Genomic DNA, 12,910 nt, shown 5'->3' on the forward strand with positions numbered 1-12,910 from the left:
ACTAACGTGCGCCCTCATGGAGTCCAGGGAGTCCGGGAAGCGCACGGTCGCCGAGTTGGTGGCGGCGCGGTGGGGTGACCACCGGCCGGGGCTGTGGTTCGAGGAGCGGGTGCTGACCCACCACGCGGTTGCGGCCGGGGCCGCCGCCCGCGCGGCCCTCCTGGCCGACCTGCTGCCGCCCCGCGCCGAACCGCACGTCGGGGTGCTGCTCGACAACACTCCCGAGTTCCCGCTCTGGCTGGGTGCCGCCGCCCTCGCCGGCGCGGCGGTCGCCGGGATCAACCCCACCCGCCGGGGCCCCGGACTCGCCCGGGACATCCTGCACACCGAGTGCCCGGTCCTGGTCACCGAGCGGGCCCACCTTCCCCTCCTCGACGGCCTCGACCTGCCCGGAGTACGCCTCCTGGTCACCGGCACCCCGGCGTACGACGCCCTGCTCGCCCCGTACACCGGCGCCGCACCGGACCCGGCCCGTGCCACCCCGGCCGACCGGCTGCTCCTCTGCTTCACCTCCGGCTCCACCGGCGCCCCCAAGGCCGCGATCTGCTCGCAGGGCCGCCTGGCCGCCGCCGGAGACTCCCTCGCCGCACTGTTCGGGGTGCGCCCGGACGACGTGCACTACATCTGCATGCCGATGTTCCACGGCAACGCGGTGATCGCCGACTGGGCGCCCGCGCTGGCCGCCGGGGCCGGGGTGGCGCTCAGACGGCGGTTCTCGGCATCGGGGTTCCTGGCGGACGTGCGCCGCTACCGGGCGACGTACTTCACCTACGTCGGCCGGGCGGTGCAGTACGTCCTGGCCACCGAGCCGCGCCCCGACGACCGGGACAACCCGCTGCGCCTGGGCTTCGGCACGGAGGCCGGGGCGGTGGACGCGGCGGCCTTCGAGCGGCGGTTCGGGGTGCGGCTGGTGGAGGGGTACGGCTCCTCGGAGGGCGGCGCGGCGATCCAGTGGTCGCCGGGCACCCCGACCGGCGCGGTGGGGCGCGCGGCACCGGGCCTGGTCGTGCTCGACCCGGAGACGCGCGAGGAGTGCCCGCCGGCCGTCTTCGACGACTCCGGACGGCTGCTGAACGGGGAGCAGGCCATAGGAGAGCTGGTCAACCGGGCCCCGAACCCCTTCGAGGGCTACTGGCGCAATCCGGAGGCGGAGGCCGAGCGCAGGAGGGACGGCTGCTACTGGACCGGCGACCTCTTCTACCGGGACGGCGACGGCTACCTCTACTTCGCCGGCCGGGCCGGCGACCGCCTCCGCGTCGACAGCGAGAACCTGGCCGCCGCGATGATCGAGAACATCCTCGCCCGGTACGAGGGCGCGCGGGCCGTCGCCGTGTACGCGGTGCCGGACCCGGTGGCCGGCGACCAGGTGATGGCCACGCTCGCGGCAGACGCCGGGGGGTTCGACCCGCTGGACTTCGCCGAGTTCCTGCTCGCCCAGCCCGACCTGGGCACGAAGATGGCACCCCGGTTCGTACGGGTGGTGGAGCGGATGCCGGTGACCGCCACGAACAAGATCCAGCGGGCGGGGCTCAGGCGGGAGGGCTTCCGGTGCGGCGATCCGGTGTGGTGGCGGCCACCGGGGGAGTACGGGTACCGGAGGCTGACGGAGGACGACGTCGCGGAGCTGGTCGCCGAGTACCGGGAGCGGGGGCGGGAGGAGCTGCTCGGCCGGTGAGCTGAGAAGACGCGGCCCGCGTGAGGGAGGGGTGTGGGCGGCGGAGCCGCGCAGACGCGACGATGGCGAGCCACGTCCGCGCTTTGTGCGGACGTGGCTCGCCATCGTCATCGTGCGCCGCCAGGGACTCGAACCCCGGACCCGCTGATTAAGAGTCAGCTGCTCTAACCAACTGAGCTAGCGGCGCATGACCCCCGCCTCCCGCTTCCGCGGTCGGCGACGGAGAAAATACTACCTGGTCTCGGGGGGTGGTTGTGAACGTGGCGGACCAGGCCCGGATCGCGCTAGATCGCCAGCGACAGCAGCACCGGAGCCGCGTTCCGGTTGAGGGCCTCCGCCGCCTGCCGCAGCCGGTGGGCGTGCTCGACCGGGAGCGACAGCGCCAGGCAGCCCACCGAGGTGCCGGCCGTGATCGGGACCGCCGCGCAGACCGTGCCGACCGCGTACTCCTGGAGGTCCAGGACGGGCACCGTCGGCGGCTGGGATTCCAGGCGGGAGAGCAGGAGCTTGTCGCTGGTGATGGTGCGCGAGGTGAGGCGGGCCATCTTGTGGCGGGAGAGGTGGTCGCGCCGGGCGTTGTGGTCCAGCTGGGTCAGCAGGCTCTTGCCGATCGCGGTGGCGTGCGCGGAGCAGCGGAAGTCGACCCACTCGTTGACCGCGGGCGTGGCCGGGCTGACCGCGCACTGGGTGACCTTGATCTCACCGTCGACGTACCGGCTCAGGTAGACGGCCGCGCCGACCGAGTCGCGCAGCCGGTCGAGGGTGTGCTGGAGCTTCTCGCGCAGGGCCTGCTCGCGGTTGTGGGCGGAGGCGAGGCGGGTGAGGGCGGCGCCGGTGACGTAGGCCCCGTCGGTGACCTGCTCGACGTACCCCTCGCGGCGCAGCATGCGCAGCAGGGCGGTCAGGCGCTCGGGGTGCAGGCGGGTGTGGCGGGCCAGCTCGGCGTCGGTGACGCCGGCGGGGTGGCGTGCCACCGTCTCCAGGACGCGCAGGGCGTCCTGGGCGGAGTGGTACGGGGCGGTCGGCTCGTGCTTCAGCGCCACGGTTGTCCCCCTGCGCTCGCTGTGTGGGCCGCGATCCGGACAGCGGATCCCTACCACGATAACCGGCAAGAGCCGCAAGGGGAGCGGTTGTTGGTGAGATAGTGGCCCGCGCGTGGCCTCTCAGCTGGGGCGCAGGCTCACTGGCATGTGCCAGGGTCATGACCCGGCGTCCGGACCTCGGGTTCGGCGTGTTCACTCCCCGTAGTCACAGGACCGCGCTGAGGAATTCCCGGGTCCGCTCCTGCTCCGGATCGTTGAACAGCTTCTCCGGCGGCCCCGCCTCGATCACCCGCCCCGAGTCGAACATCAGCACCTTGTCGGAGATGTCCCGGGCGAACCCCATCTCGTGGGTCACGCAGAGCATCGTGATGTCGGTGGAGTGCGCGATGTCCCGGAGCACGTCCAGCACGCCCGCGACCAGCTCCGGGTCGAGCGCGGAGGTCACCTCGTCCAGGAGCAGCACCTTCGGCCGCATCGCCAGCGCCCGGGCGATCGCCACCCGCTGCTGCTGGCCGCCGGACAGCTGCGTCGGCCGGGCGTCGCACTTGTCGGTCAGGCCCACCAGGTCCAGCAGCTCCCGGGCCCGCGCCTCCGCCTCGTCCTTGGACAGGCCGAGCACGGTCACCGGGGCCTCGGTGACATTGCGCAGCACACTCATGTTCGGGAACAGGTTGAACTGCTGGAACACCATCCCGATCTTCTTGCGGACCTCCCGCACCTGCTTCTCCGGCGCCGGGAAGAGCCGCTGTCCGTCGACCGTGATCGTGCCCTCGTCCGGCTTGGTGAGGGTCATCAGCAGCCGCAGGATCGTGGTCTTGCCGGAGCCGGACGGGCCGATCAGGGTGACGTGCTTGCCGCTGTCGACGGAGAAGTCCAGCCGGTCGAGCACGGTGTTCGCCCCGAACCGCTTGGTGACGCCGTCCAGACGGATCAGCTCGCCCCCGTCCACGGGCGGGTTGGCACGGGTGCCGGTTTCTTTCAGCAGAGGGGTGTCAGCGGACAAGACGTCGCTCCAGGGCTCGCAGGAGAAGGGAGGCCAGATAGGAAATGAGAATGAAGGCCACGCCGATCACAGTGAGGGGCTCGGTGAACTGGAAGTGCTGCTGGGAGTAGAGCCGCGCCTGCCCGAGCATCTCCAGCACGGTGATCACCATCAGCATCGGCGTGTCCTTGAGCATGGAGATCACGTAGTTGCCGAGGGCGGGGATGACGCGGCGGATCGCCTGCGGCAGGATCACCGCCGTCCACGTCCGCCGCCGGGGCAGGTTCAGCGCCGTCGCGGCCTCCCACTGTCCGGCGGGCACCGCCTCGATACCGGCCCGGTAGACCTGCATCGTGTAGGTCGAGTAGTGCAGGCCGATCGCGAAGACGCCGGTGGCCAGCGCCGAGAAGGTCAGACCCCACTCGGGCAGCACGTAGAAGAGGAAGAACAGCTGCACCAGCAGCGGGGTGTTGCGGACGAACTCGGTGACGACCCCCACCGGCCAGCGCACCAGGGGGTACCACCCGCGCGAGTGTGTTCGAGCGTGGGGGAGGGTCGGCGTCATCAGCAGCGCCCACACCAGACCCAGGGCGAACGAGAGCAGCGAGCCGAGGGCCAGCGCCTGCAGCGTGACCTCCAGGCCGTCCCAGAAGTGCGGCATGAATGCGTTCACGGCGCTCCAGTCCCACTTCATGCGGCACCTCCGCCCGCGGCACCCACGCCGGTCGTCTGAGCGCGCTTGAGTGCACGCGCCGTCGTCTCCGTGCCGGGGTCCTTGCCGATCCCGGCCTTCAGCCGCTTCTCCAGCCCCCGCATGAGCCGGGTGAGCACAAAGGCGATCAGGAAGTAGATGAGCAGGACGTACATGTAGATCTCCGCGCTCTGCTGGAGCGCGAGGCGCACCAGGTTGGCGCTGAAGGTCAGGTCGCCCATGCCCATGACGGAGACCAGCGCCGTGCCCTTGAGCAGCTCGATCAGCAGGTTGCAGAAGGACGGGATGGTCTCCGGCACCGCCTGGGGCAGCAGGATCAGCCTGAGGCGCTGCCAGGGCGTGAAGCTGAGCGCGATCCCGCCCTCCTGCTGCGCCGGGTCGACCGCGTTCAGCGCACCGCGTACGATCTCCGCGCCGTACGCCCCGTAGGTGAGACCGAGCGCCAGCGTGCCCGCCCACATGGGCACCAGCTGCCAGCCGAAGGCGATCGGCAGCACGAAGAACACCCAGAAGATCATCACCAGTGCCGAGGTGCCGCGGAACACCTCGGTGTAGAGGCCGGCGAGGAAGCGGACGATCCACAGCCGGTGGGTGCGCGCGACGCCCACGGTGAAGGAGACCGCCGCGGCCAGCAGCGTGCTGAACAGCAGCAGCTGGACCGTGGTCCAGACTCCTTTGAGTACGAGTTCCCAGAGCCCCGAGGTCATCCGCCGCACAGCTCCTTCGTGGTCAGCGTGGTCATCTCGGCCTTGGTGAAGCCGAACGGCCGCAGGATGCGCTCCAGCTCCCCGCTCTCCCTGAGCTTTTTCAGCTGGGCGTTGAAGGCGTCCCGCAGCTTCGTCTCCGTCGGCCGGAACGCGAACGCGCCCCCGTCGACGTGCGGTTTGCCGTCCACCACGGGGACGAAGGGCTTGATGGCCTCCGCCTTGGCCGACTTCGCCACCACCTGGCGGACCGTGACGGCGGTTCCGGCGAAGAAGTCGACGCGGCCCGCCTCGACGGCGTTCAGCCCGGCCACCTGGTCCGGGACGATCAGGATGTCGCTCTCCTTGTAGCCCGCCTCGACCGCGTGCTGGATCTGGGCGTACCCGGTGCCGATGGCGCACTTCGCCTTCTTCGCGACCGCGTCCTTGAAGGTGCGCAACCCCTTCGGGTTCCCCTTCCGGACGACGAACGAATCCAGCATCTGGTAGTCGGGGTCGGCGAAGATGACCTGCCGGCAGCGGTCCGGGGTGACGTACATCCCGGCGGCCACGACGTCGAACTGCTGCGAGTTCAGCCCCGGGATGAGCGAGCCGAACTCCGTCGGCACCGGCTGCACCCGGTCCACCCCGAGCCGCTTGAACACGGCCCGCGCCAACTCCGGTGCCTCGCCGGTCAGCCGCCCGTCCTTGTCGATGTACCCGAAGGGGATCTCGCCCGCGATGCCGAGGCGTACGACGCCCTGGGCCCGGAGCCGGTCGAGCAGTTCGCCGCCGTTCGTGGTGGAGGCGGTGGCCACGCGCGCGCAGCCGGCGGCGCCCAGTGCGCCGGCCGCCGCGAGACCCGTGAGCACCGCGCGGCGGGTGTGTCTGCGTTCGTGTCCGGTTGTGTGATCGTCGTACCCGAGTGGAGCCATGGCGGCGCGGCTACCCGGACCCAAGAGACTTATGCGCCACGGTTTTCCTTCGCGTACGGAGGTGGGCCGCGCCCACGGGGTACCCGTACCGCTTTCCGGAAGAACCGCAGGAGGGCAGGACATGACCGCACTCGGAATCCTCTACCCGGGGCACTTCGCCGAGGACGACTACCCGCGCATCGAGCAGCTCCTCGGCAGCGACATCCGGGTGGACCTGGTCCACACCGAGGCCGGTGAGGACACGCGGCAGGTGGACGCGCTGCGCGAGATGGGCTCACCCGAGCGGCTGGCGACGGGGGTGGAAGGACTCCGGCTGTCCGGGGCGGAGGCGGTGCTGTGGGCGTCCACCAGCGGCAGCTTCGTGTACGGCTGGGAGGGCGCCCACGAGCAGGTACGCGCCCTGGCCCGGGCGGCGGGCATGCCGGCCTCCTCGACGTCCTTCGCCTTCGTGCACGCGGTGCGGGAGGTCGGGGCACGGCGGGTGGCCGTCGGGGCGCCCTACCCGCAGGACGTGGCCGGGCTGTTCGCGGACTTCCTGCGGGCGGGCGGTGTGGAGGTGGCCGGCGTACGGGCGGCCGGGAGTGTGTCGGCGCGGGAGGTCGCGGGGTGGGGCGAGGCGGAGACGCTGGCGCTGGCCCGGTCGGCGGACGTCTCCGGGGCTGAGGCGGTCGTCCTGCCGGACACCGCGTTGCACACGGCGGCTTACGTGCCGCTTCTCGAGGAGGCGCTGGGCAAGCCGGTGCTCACCGCGAACCAGGTGACGGTGTGGGAGGCGCTGCGGTTGACGGACCGCCGGGTCAATGCGCCGGAGCTGGGGGCGTTGTTCACGCGGGAGCCGATCGTGCAGGTGTGATCGCGCGGGTCCGGGCCCCGCGGGAATAAACCGGAGTCACCCTCCTGTTAGCCCCCCTTACAGGCCACCGCCAAGAAACAGGAGGCACACACCGTGTCGGCAGACGAGATCCGGGGGGTCGCGCAGGGGACCGCCCCCGTTCCCCTCTCCGTGCTGGATCTGGTGACCGTCGGCGCGGGGAGTACCGCCACCGACGCGTTGCGGACCAGCGTCACGCTGGCGCGGCTCACCGAGTCGCGGGGGTTTCACCGGTACTGGGTGGCCGAGCACCACTCGATGCCGGGGGTGGCGTCCTCCTCGCCGGCGGTGATCCTGGCGCATCTCGCGGCGCACACGGAGCGGATCAGGCTCGGGTCGGGTGGGGTGATGCTGCCCAACCACGCGCCCCTGGTCATCGCCGAGCAGTTCGGGACGCTGGAGGCCATGGCGCCGGGGCGGATCGACCTGGGGCTGGGGCGGGCGCCGGGGACGGACGGGGCGACGGCGGCCGCGCTGCGGCGGACGGACACCCTCAACGAAGACGCGGACGACTTTCCGCAGCAGCTGGCCGAACTGACCCGGTTCCTGGACGACGACTTCCCCGACGGGCATCCGTATCGGCGGATCCACGCCGTGCCGGGGCCCGTGCAGGCGACCTCCCCGGGCGGCGTCCAGTCACCGCACCGGCCGCCCGTCTGGCTGCTCGGCTCCTCCGGGTTCAGTGCCCGCCTCGCCGGGCTGCTCGGGCTGCCCTTCGCCTTCGCGCACCACTTCTCGGCGCAGAACACCCTCCCGGCCCTGGACCTGTACCGGGAGTCCTTCCGGCCGTCCGAGGTGCTGGACCGGCCGTACGCCCTCATCGGTGTCTCCGCCCTCGCCGCGGACGAGGAGAAGGAGGCCCGGCGGCAGGTGCGGGCCACCGCCCTGAACATGGTGCGGCTGCGTACCGGGCGGCCCGGGCTCTTTCCCAGTCCCGAAGAGGCCGAGGCGCATGAATTCAGCCCGCGGGAGGAGGAGTTCGTCACCTCCTGGGCCGGGAACATCGTGCACGGCACGGTCGATGAAGTGCGGGCCGGGCTCGACGAGCTGCAGAAGCGGACCGGAGCCGACGAGTTGATGCTGACCTCGCACGCGCACCGCGGTGAGCTGCGGCTGCGGTCGTACGAACTCATCGCGGACGCCTACGGGTTGCCGACCGCGTAGGTCTGCGCCCCCAGCAGCTCGGAGATACGATCCGGCGGCACCGGCCGGGAGTACAGCCAGCCCTGGCCGGTGTCGCAGCCGATGCGCCGCAGGCGGGAGGCCTGTGCGGAGGTCTCCACGCACTCGGCGGTGACCGTGAGGCCCAGACGGTGGGCCAGCTGGATCATCGCCTCGACGATGACCTCGTCGGCGGGGTTCGGCGGGGCGGCGGTCGCGTCCTTGGACTCCTCGTACTGGAAGCCGCGGACGAAGGAGCCGTCCAGTTTGAGGACCGACACCGGCAGGCGGCTGAGGTAGGCCAGGTTCGAGTAGCCGGTGCCGAAGTCGTCGATGGCGATGCGCACGCCCATGTCGCTGAGGGCCTGCAGGGCCTGGAGCGGGCGGCCGGCCGAGCCCATCACCGCCGACTCGGTGAGTTCGAGTTGGAGCAGGTGCGGGGCCAGGCCCGTTTCCGCGAGGATCTCCGCCACGTCCGCGACCAGGTCGGAGTCCCAGACCTGGCGGACGGCCACGTTGACGCTCACGAAGATCGGCGGCTCGCCGGGGTGGTCCAGCTGCCAGCGGCGGGCCTGCCGGCAGGCGGTCGCCAGGGCCCAGCGGCCCAGCGGGACGATCGAGCCGTCCTCCTCGGCCAGTCCGATGAACCGATTCGGCGTCAAGATGCCGAACTGCGGGTGGTTCCAGCGGACGAGGGCCTCGACACCGCGCAGACGGCCGTCCTCCATGGCCACCAACGGCTGGTACTCCAGCAGGAATTCGCCCCGGTCGATGGCATGACGGAGCGCGGAGGACAGGGCCTGGCGGGTGATGCGGTGCGCGTTGCGCTCGGGGTCGAACAGCGTCCAGCGGGCCTTGCCGTCGGCCTTCGCCCAGTACAGGGTCGTGTCGGCGGCCTGCATCAGGCCGGTGGCGGTGGTGCCGGCCGCGTGGCGTTCGACGACGCCGATCGAGGCGGACAGCGACAGGCGCTGGCCGGCCAGGTCGAAGGGGGCCTGGAGGGCCTTCAGCGCCGACTCGGCCAGCTCGGCGAGCTGTTCCGTCCCCGTCGAGTCCTCCACCAGCAGCGCGAACTCGTCGCCGCCGAGGCGCGCGACCAGCGGCGTGCCCGACCGGGCGTATCCGGCCTCGCCCGCGACCCGGGTCAGGCGTTCGGCGACGGCGGCCAGCAGACGGTCGCCGACGCGGTGGCCGAGGGTGTCGTTGACCGCCTTGAAGCCGTCCAGGTCCAGATAGCACAGCCCGATCCGGCCGGTTCCGCTCTGCTCGTACGACTCCGCCTCCAGCGCGGCCGAAAGGCGTTCGAAGAACAGCGTGCGGTTGGGCAGCCGGGTCACCGGGTCGTGCATCTGCAAGTGCCGTAGCCGGGCCTGGAGTTCGCGGCGGGCGCTGATGTCGGTGACGGACAGCAGGACGCCCGGTTCGGCGTCCGCGAGGGGAGCGGCGGTGACCTGCACCCACACCGAGTGTCCGTCCGGGTGTTTCAGACGGCGGGTGCAGCGCAGTCTGGCCTGCCGGCCGCGCAGCACCTCCCGGTAGGCGTGCCAGGTGCGGGCGTCGGAGCTCAGGTCCACCAGATCGGCGGCGACCTGCCCGGTCAGTGCCCCGGGTTCGGTGCCGAGCAGGTCGCCGAAGGCGTCGTTGGCGTCGGCGACCAGGCCCTCGCGGTCGACGACGGCCATGGCGAGCGGGGCGGCCGCGAACACCGAGCGGTACGTGCGGGGTGGGGGGTCGGGAGTACGGGCGCCGGCTCCGGCACGAGGAGGCGTCGCATTGTCACTCTCTGTGACGGCTGACCGGTCGAGGTCTGCCGCGGGCGTCGGCCCTTCGGACGTTCCGCTCACCGCTCGCTCCCGCAGTGCACTCGATCTCTGTCCGTGCAGGAAAGTGTGCCGATCATAGAGGCTGGCCCCGGGGCCTTGCAGCCACAGTCCAGTGTCCCGGACGGTGCGGCGGTTCTGACAGATCGTTTCTGCCCGTCCCTGGGCGGGTTCTTAAGGCCTCTGACCGGTTGTGACGTTCCGTGAGTGTTTCGGGGTGTCGGCCATTCGTGGCACTCCGGAGGTCCTCACCCTTCTGGTGCAGGCAAACAGGGCGAAGTACGACAAATTCACAGAGGCTGAATGCGGTGTCCCGTGAACCGCATCCGGAGGTCCCCGTGCCGCGTCAGCTGCCCCACAAGCGGCTTTCCCGTGAGGCACGTGCGCGGCTCGCCCGAGCCGGCGCCCGGCCGCGGCTGCGCAGCACCGCCGCCGTGTTCACCACCATGTCCGCCCTCGCCGCGACCTCCATCCTGACCGGCCCCTCGGTCGCCGAGCCGTTCACCGCGGCACCGTGCGCCCTGAAGCGGACCGACGCGCACCACTCGGAGGGCGTGGACACCTGGAACGCCGCCTACTCCCGCCCGACCCGGCCGCTCGACGCCGTCCTGGTGTTCCTGTCCTTCCCGGACTCCGCCCCCCGCACCACCCCCGGCGAGCTGACCGCCGACCACTTCCCGGCCACCAACCGCTTCTTCGCGCGCGCCTCCTACGGCCGGTTCGCCCTGCGCCCGCATCCGCTGCGGCGCTGGCTCCGCATGCCGCAGCCGTCGACGTCGTACGCCATAAGGCGGGACTGGGACCCCGCCCGGCGGGCCGCCTACCTGCGCGACGCGTTCGCCACGGCCGACCCCGACGTGGACTTCTCGCGCTACGACATCGTGTACTTCGTCGCCGACCCGGACGCGCCCGGGGTGGACTCCGACGCGACGAAGGTGGTCAATCTGGACACCCCGCTGCACGTCGACGGCAAGGACGTGCGGCGGGTGGTCACGGTCTTCGAGAAGCATCCGCCGGACCGGCTGGTGCTCGCGCACGAGACGGGGCACGTCTTCGACCTGCCGGACCTGTACCACCGCCCGGTGGACGGCAAGGGCGACTGGGACACCTACGTCGGGGACTGGGACCTGATGGGCAGCCAGTTCGGGCTCGCCCCCGACCTGTTGGGCTGGCACAAGTGGAAGCTGGGCTGGCTGGGGCCGCGCCAGGTGGTGTGCGTGCGGGACTCCGGGGCCACCCGGCTGACGCTGGAGCCGCTGGCCGCGGGCCCGGGCATCACGGTCGCGGGCGCCTTTGGCGCCCCGGCCTTCGGGCTCGGCGACGGCCTGAAACTGGCCCTCGTGCGCACCGGCCCCGAGTCCGTGCTGGCCTTCGAGGCGCGCGGCCCGGCCGGGAACGACCGCGCGGCCTGCCGTTCAGGCGTACTGGTGTACCGGGTGCGCGGCGGGGCGGAGTCCGGGGACGGGCCGGTCCAGGTGATCGACGCCCACCCGCACAGCGAGGCCTGCTGGGAGGACTCGGTGTACCCGCCCCTCGCCGACGCGCCGGTCGCCCTCGGCGAGAGCTTCACGGTGCCGGGCGAGGGCGTGCGGGTGGAGGTGGAGGGGCGGACCGTCTCCGGGGAGTGGACGGTGAAGATCACGCCGGGTGGGACGTGAGTGTGCGGAGGGGCGTGGACAGCAACGGAGGGTCACGTTCTCTCGAACGTGACCCTCCGTCGTCATGTGCGCCGCCAGGGACTCGAACCCCGGACCCGCTGATTAAGAGTCAGCTGCTCTAACCAACTGAGCTAGCGGCGCCTGCTGACGTCGTAGACCTTAGCATCCTGGTCGGCGGGAGGAAAAATCGATATCCGCAGCGCCGCGCGGGCCGCCCGTACGGCCGCCCACAGCACCACCTCGGGGCCGGGCAGCCAGGGGTGCCGGGCGTCGGGAGCGACCAGCCAGCGGGCACCGCCCGGCGCCGGGCCGTCACCGTCGGTGAGCGTCGGGACGGTCACCGCGTCCCCGTTGCCGTGGCAGAGCAGTGGCGGAATGGCCCAGCCCCACTCCTCCCAGGCCAGCAGGGAGGGCAGCCGCTGCGCCGTACCCGGCGCGGTGAACAGCTGCATCCGGCCCCGGTGCACCGCCACCGGCCCCGACCCCGGCCCGTCGCCCCACAGCCGGTCCAGCATCCGCCGCCCGAACATCGCCGGCACGTTCACCACATCGAAGACACTCCCGCACGGCAGCACCGCCGCGGCGCAGCCGCTCCGCTTGTACGTTCCTGCCGAGGCCAGCCATTCGGCGCCGTCGGGGGTGACGCCGGTGACACCGATCATGTCGTCCCGTGCACTGCTCATGGCGTTCAGATCTACCGGCGGTGAGCTTCTTGCAGCGGTGGGTTGCGAAAAATGGGGACAGGGGGGTGCGGGTGGGGGTATCTTGCCCGCCTGGCATATGCCATGTGCGTAACTGCGGTCGGCTGCCTTGATCCCGCGTAGCCGCGGGCAGTCGTGCCGCTGGGGCGGCACCCGGCCGGCGCAAAGCTGCGCGACCCACCGGGCACCAGCGCCGGGCACCAAGTCACACGGGATCAGCAGACCCCCGCCCCTCGCCTTCGGCGGCAGCCCCGCGCATCAGATCCCGGCCGAACTCCACCATCTTCTTGGCATAGTCCTCGGTCCACTCCGCCCGCTCGGCGATGTCCGCCGCCGTCAGCCGGTCGAACCGCCGAGGATCGGCCAGCTGCGCCGCCGCGATGGCCTGGAACTCCATCGCCCGATCGGTCGCCGCACGGAACGCCTGCGTCAGCTCCGTCGCCCGCGCCAGCAGCTCCCGCGGATCCTCGATCGACTCCAGGTCGAAGAAGTGCTCCGGGTCGGCGGCCGCCTCCGCGGGCTCGAAGAGCAGGGGCGCGGGGCGTAGCCGCGGTTCGTGCCGACGCGGCGTGGGCTCCGCCATGTCTTTCTCCTCCTCGTACGGTTCGGTAGGGCGCCGCCATCTGGGTGGGCCACCCTCCATTGTCCCGCCCCGGGGCAAGGGAGCGC

The 12,910-nt window shown here is 71.7% G+C and carries 12 protein-coding genes and 2 tRNA genes; 4 read left to right on the forward strand and 10 right to left on the reverse strand.

All coding sequences use genetic code 11. The features are described from left to right. Nucleotides 1-16 precede the first annotated feature (16 nt). Nucleotides 17-1,675, forward strand: coding sequence for an AMP-binding protein (locus ACIBBH_RS18765; RefSeq protein WP_399405844.1), 1,659 nt, complete (start codon nt 17-19; stop codon nt 1,673-1,675). Between the two features lie 113 nt (nt 1,676-1,788). Here ACIBBH_RS18765 and ACIBBH_RS18770 read toward each other — a convergent pair. From ACIBBH_RS18770 to ehuB, 6 genes are all read right to left on the reverse strand, one after another. Beyond that, nucleotides 1,789-1,862: transfer RNA gene (locus tag ACIBBH_RS18770), tRNA-Lys, on the reverse strand. A 97-nt stretch (nt 1,863-1,959) separates the two neighbouring features. Continuing rightward, on the reverse strand, nt 1,960-2,718 hold the full coding sequence (locus ACIBBH_RS18775; protein WP_399405846.1) for an IclR family transcriptional regulator: 759 nt from the start codon (nt 2,716-2,718) through the stop codon (nt 1,960-1,962). Nucleotides 2,719-2,923: 205 nt separating this feature from the next. Then, nucleotides 2,924-3,721 carry an ectoine/hydroxyectoine ABC transporter ATP-binding protein EhuA gene (gene ehuA / locus ACIBBH_RS18780; protein ID WP_399405848.1) on the reverse strand — a complete coding sequence of 266 codons (798 nt, stop codon included), beginning with the start codon at nt 3,719-3,721 and terminating at the stop codon, nt 2,924-2,926. After that, nucleotides 3,711-4,394: an ectoine/hydroxyectoine ABC transporter permease subunit EhuD gene (gene ehuD / locus ACIBBH_RS18785; RefSeq protein ID WP_399405850.1), complete on the reverse strand. Its 684-nt coding sequence runs from the start codon at nt 4,392-4,394 to the stop codon at nt 3,711-3,713. The genes ehuA and ehuD overlap by 11 nt, the downstream gene beginning before the upstream one ends. After that, on the reverse strand, nt 4,391-5,119 hold the full coding sequence (gene ehuC, locus ACIBBH_RS18790) for an ectoine/hydroxyectoine ABC transporter permease subunit EhuC (protein WP_399405852.1): 729 nt from the start codon (nt 5,117-5,119) through the stop codon (nt 4,391-4,393). The genes ehuD and ehuC overlap by 4 nt, the downstream gene beginning before the upstream one ends. Then, nucleotides 5,116-6,030 (reverse strand): ectoine/hydroxyectoine ABC transporter substrate-binding protein EhuB, encoded by a 915-nt coding sequence (gene ehuB / locus ACIBBH_RS18795; protein ID WP_399405853.1) that lies wholly within the window; start codon nt 6,028-6,030, stop codon nt 5,116-5,118. Before ehuB ends, ehuC begins: the two co-directional genes overlap by 4 nt. 121 nt (nt 6,031-6,151) lie before the next feature. Between ehuB and ACIBBH_RS18800 the strand changes: the two genes are divergently transcribed. Further along, nucleotides 6,152-6,883, forward strand: a complete 732-nt coding sequence (locus ACIBBH_RS18800) for a decarboxylase (RefSeq protein ID WP_399405855.1) — start codon at nt 6,152-6,154, stop codon at nt 6,881-6,883. 93 nt (nt 6,884-6,976) lie between these two features. After that, nucleotides 6,977-8,065 carry an LLM class flavin-dependent oxidoreductase gene (locus ACIBBH_RS18805; protein WP_399405857.1) on the forward strand — a complete coding sequence of 363 codons (1,089 nt, stop codon included), beginning with the start codon at nt 6,977-6,979 and terminating at the stop codon, nt 8,063-8,065. Here ACIBBH_RS18805 and ACIBBH_RS18810 read toward each other — a convergent pair. Next, nucleotides 8,044-9,906 (reverse strand): putative bifunctional diguanylate cyclase/phosphodiesterase, encoded by a 1,863-nt coding sequence (locus tag ACIBBH_RS18810; RefSeq protein WP_399405859.1) that lies wholly within the window; start codon nt 9,904-9,906, stop codon nt 8,044-8,046. The genes ACIBBH_RS18805 and ACIBBH_RS18810 overlap by 22 nt on opposite strands. 314 nt (nt 9,907-10,220) lie before the next feature. On the opposite strand from ACIBBH_RS18810, the gene ACIBBH_RS18815 reads away from it, so the two are divergent. Further along, complete coding sequence (locus ACIBBH_RS18815; RefSeq protein ID WP_399405966.1) at nt 10,221-11,540, forward strand: M6 family metalloprotease domain-containing protein; 1,320 nt, start codon at nt 10,221-10,223, stop codon at nt 11,538-11,540. Between the two features lie 67 nt (nt 11,541-11,607). On the opposite strand, the gene ACIBBH_RS18820 is transcribed toward ACIBBH_RS18815, so the two are convergent. The 3 genes from ACIBBH_RS18820 to ACIBBH_RS18830 all read right to left on the reverse strand — a co-directional run bounded on the left by ACIBBH_RS18820 (nt 11,608) and on the right by ACIBBH_RS18830 (nt 12,824). Then, a tRNA-Lys gene (locus tag ACIBBH_RS18820) sits at nt 11,608-11,681 on the reverse strand. Further along, entirely contained in the window at nt 11,672-12,223 is a 552-nt protein-coding gene (locus tag ACIBBH_RS18825; protein ID WP_399405861.1) for a hypothetical protein, read from the reverse strand. Before ACIBBH_RS18825 ends, ACIBBH_RS18820 begins: the two co-directional genes overlap by 10 nt. A 223-nt stretch (nt 12,224-12,446) precedes the next feature. Beyond that, the gene (locus tag ACIBBH_RS18830) at nt 12,447-12,824 is read right to left on the reverse strand and encodes a hypothetical protein (RefSeq protein ID WP_399405863.1); all 378 of its coding nucleotides are present in this window, start codon (nt 12,822-12,824) and stop codon (nt 12,447-12,449) included. Between the last annotated feature and the right edge of the window lie 86 nt (nt 12,825-12,910).

Origin of the sequence: Streptomyces sp. NPDC051636 (assembly GCF_044453765.1) — a bacterium.
In the GTDB taxonomy this organism is placed as follows: Bacteria; Actinomycetota; Actinomycetes; order Streptomycetales; family Streptomycetaceae; genus Streptomyces.

Bases quoted from the DNA above. Each gene is read 5' to 3' on its own strand.
- ACIBBH_RS18765 (WP_399405844.1), top strand. From the start codon at position 17: ATGGAGTCCAGGGAGTCCGGGAAGCGCACGGTCGCCGAGTTGGTGGCG.
- ehuD (WP_399405850.1), bottom strand. From the start codon at position 4,394: ATGAAGTGGGACTGGAGCGCCGTGAACGCATTCATGCCGCACTTCTGG.
- ehuC (WP_399405852.1), bottom strand. From the start codon at position 5,119: ATGACCTCGGGGCTCTGGGAACTCGTACTCAAAGGAGTCTGGACCACG.
- ehuB (WP_399405853.1), bottom strand. From the start codon at position 6,030: ATGGCTCCACTCGGGTACGACGATCACACAACCGGACACGAACGCAGA.
- ACIBBH_RS18800 (WP_399405855.1), top strand. From the start codon at position 6,152: ATGACCGCACTCGGAATCCTCTACCCGGGGCACTTCGCCGAGGACGAC.
- ACIBBH_RS18825 (WP_399405861.1), bottom strand. From the start codon at position 12,223: ATGAGCAGTGCACGGGACGACATGATCGGTGTCACCGGCGTCACCCCC.
- ACIBBH_RS18830 (WP_399405863.1), bottom strand. From the start codon at position 12,824: ATGGCGGAGCCCACGCCGCGTCGGCACGAACCGCGGCTACGCCCCGCG.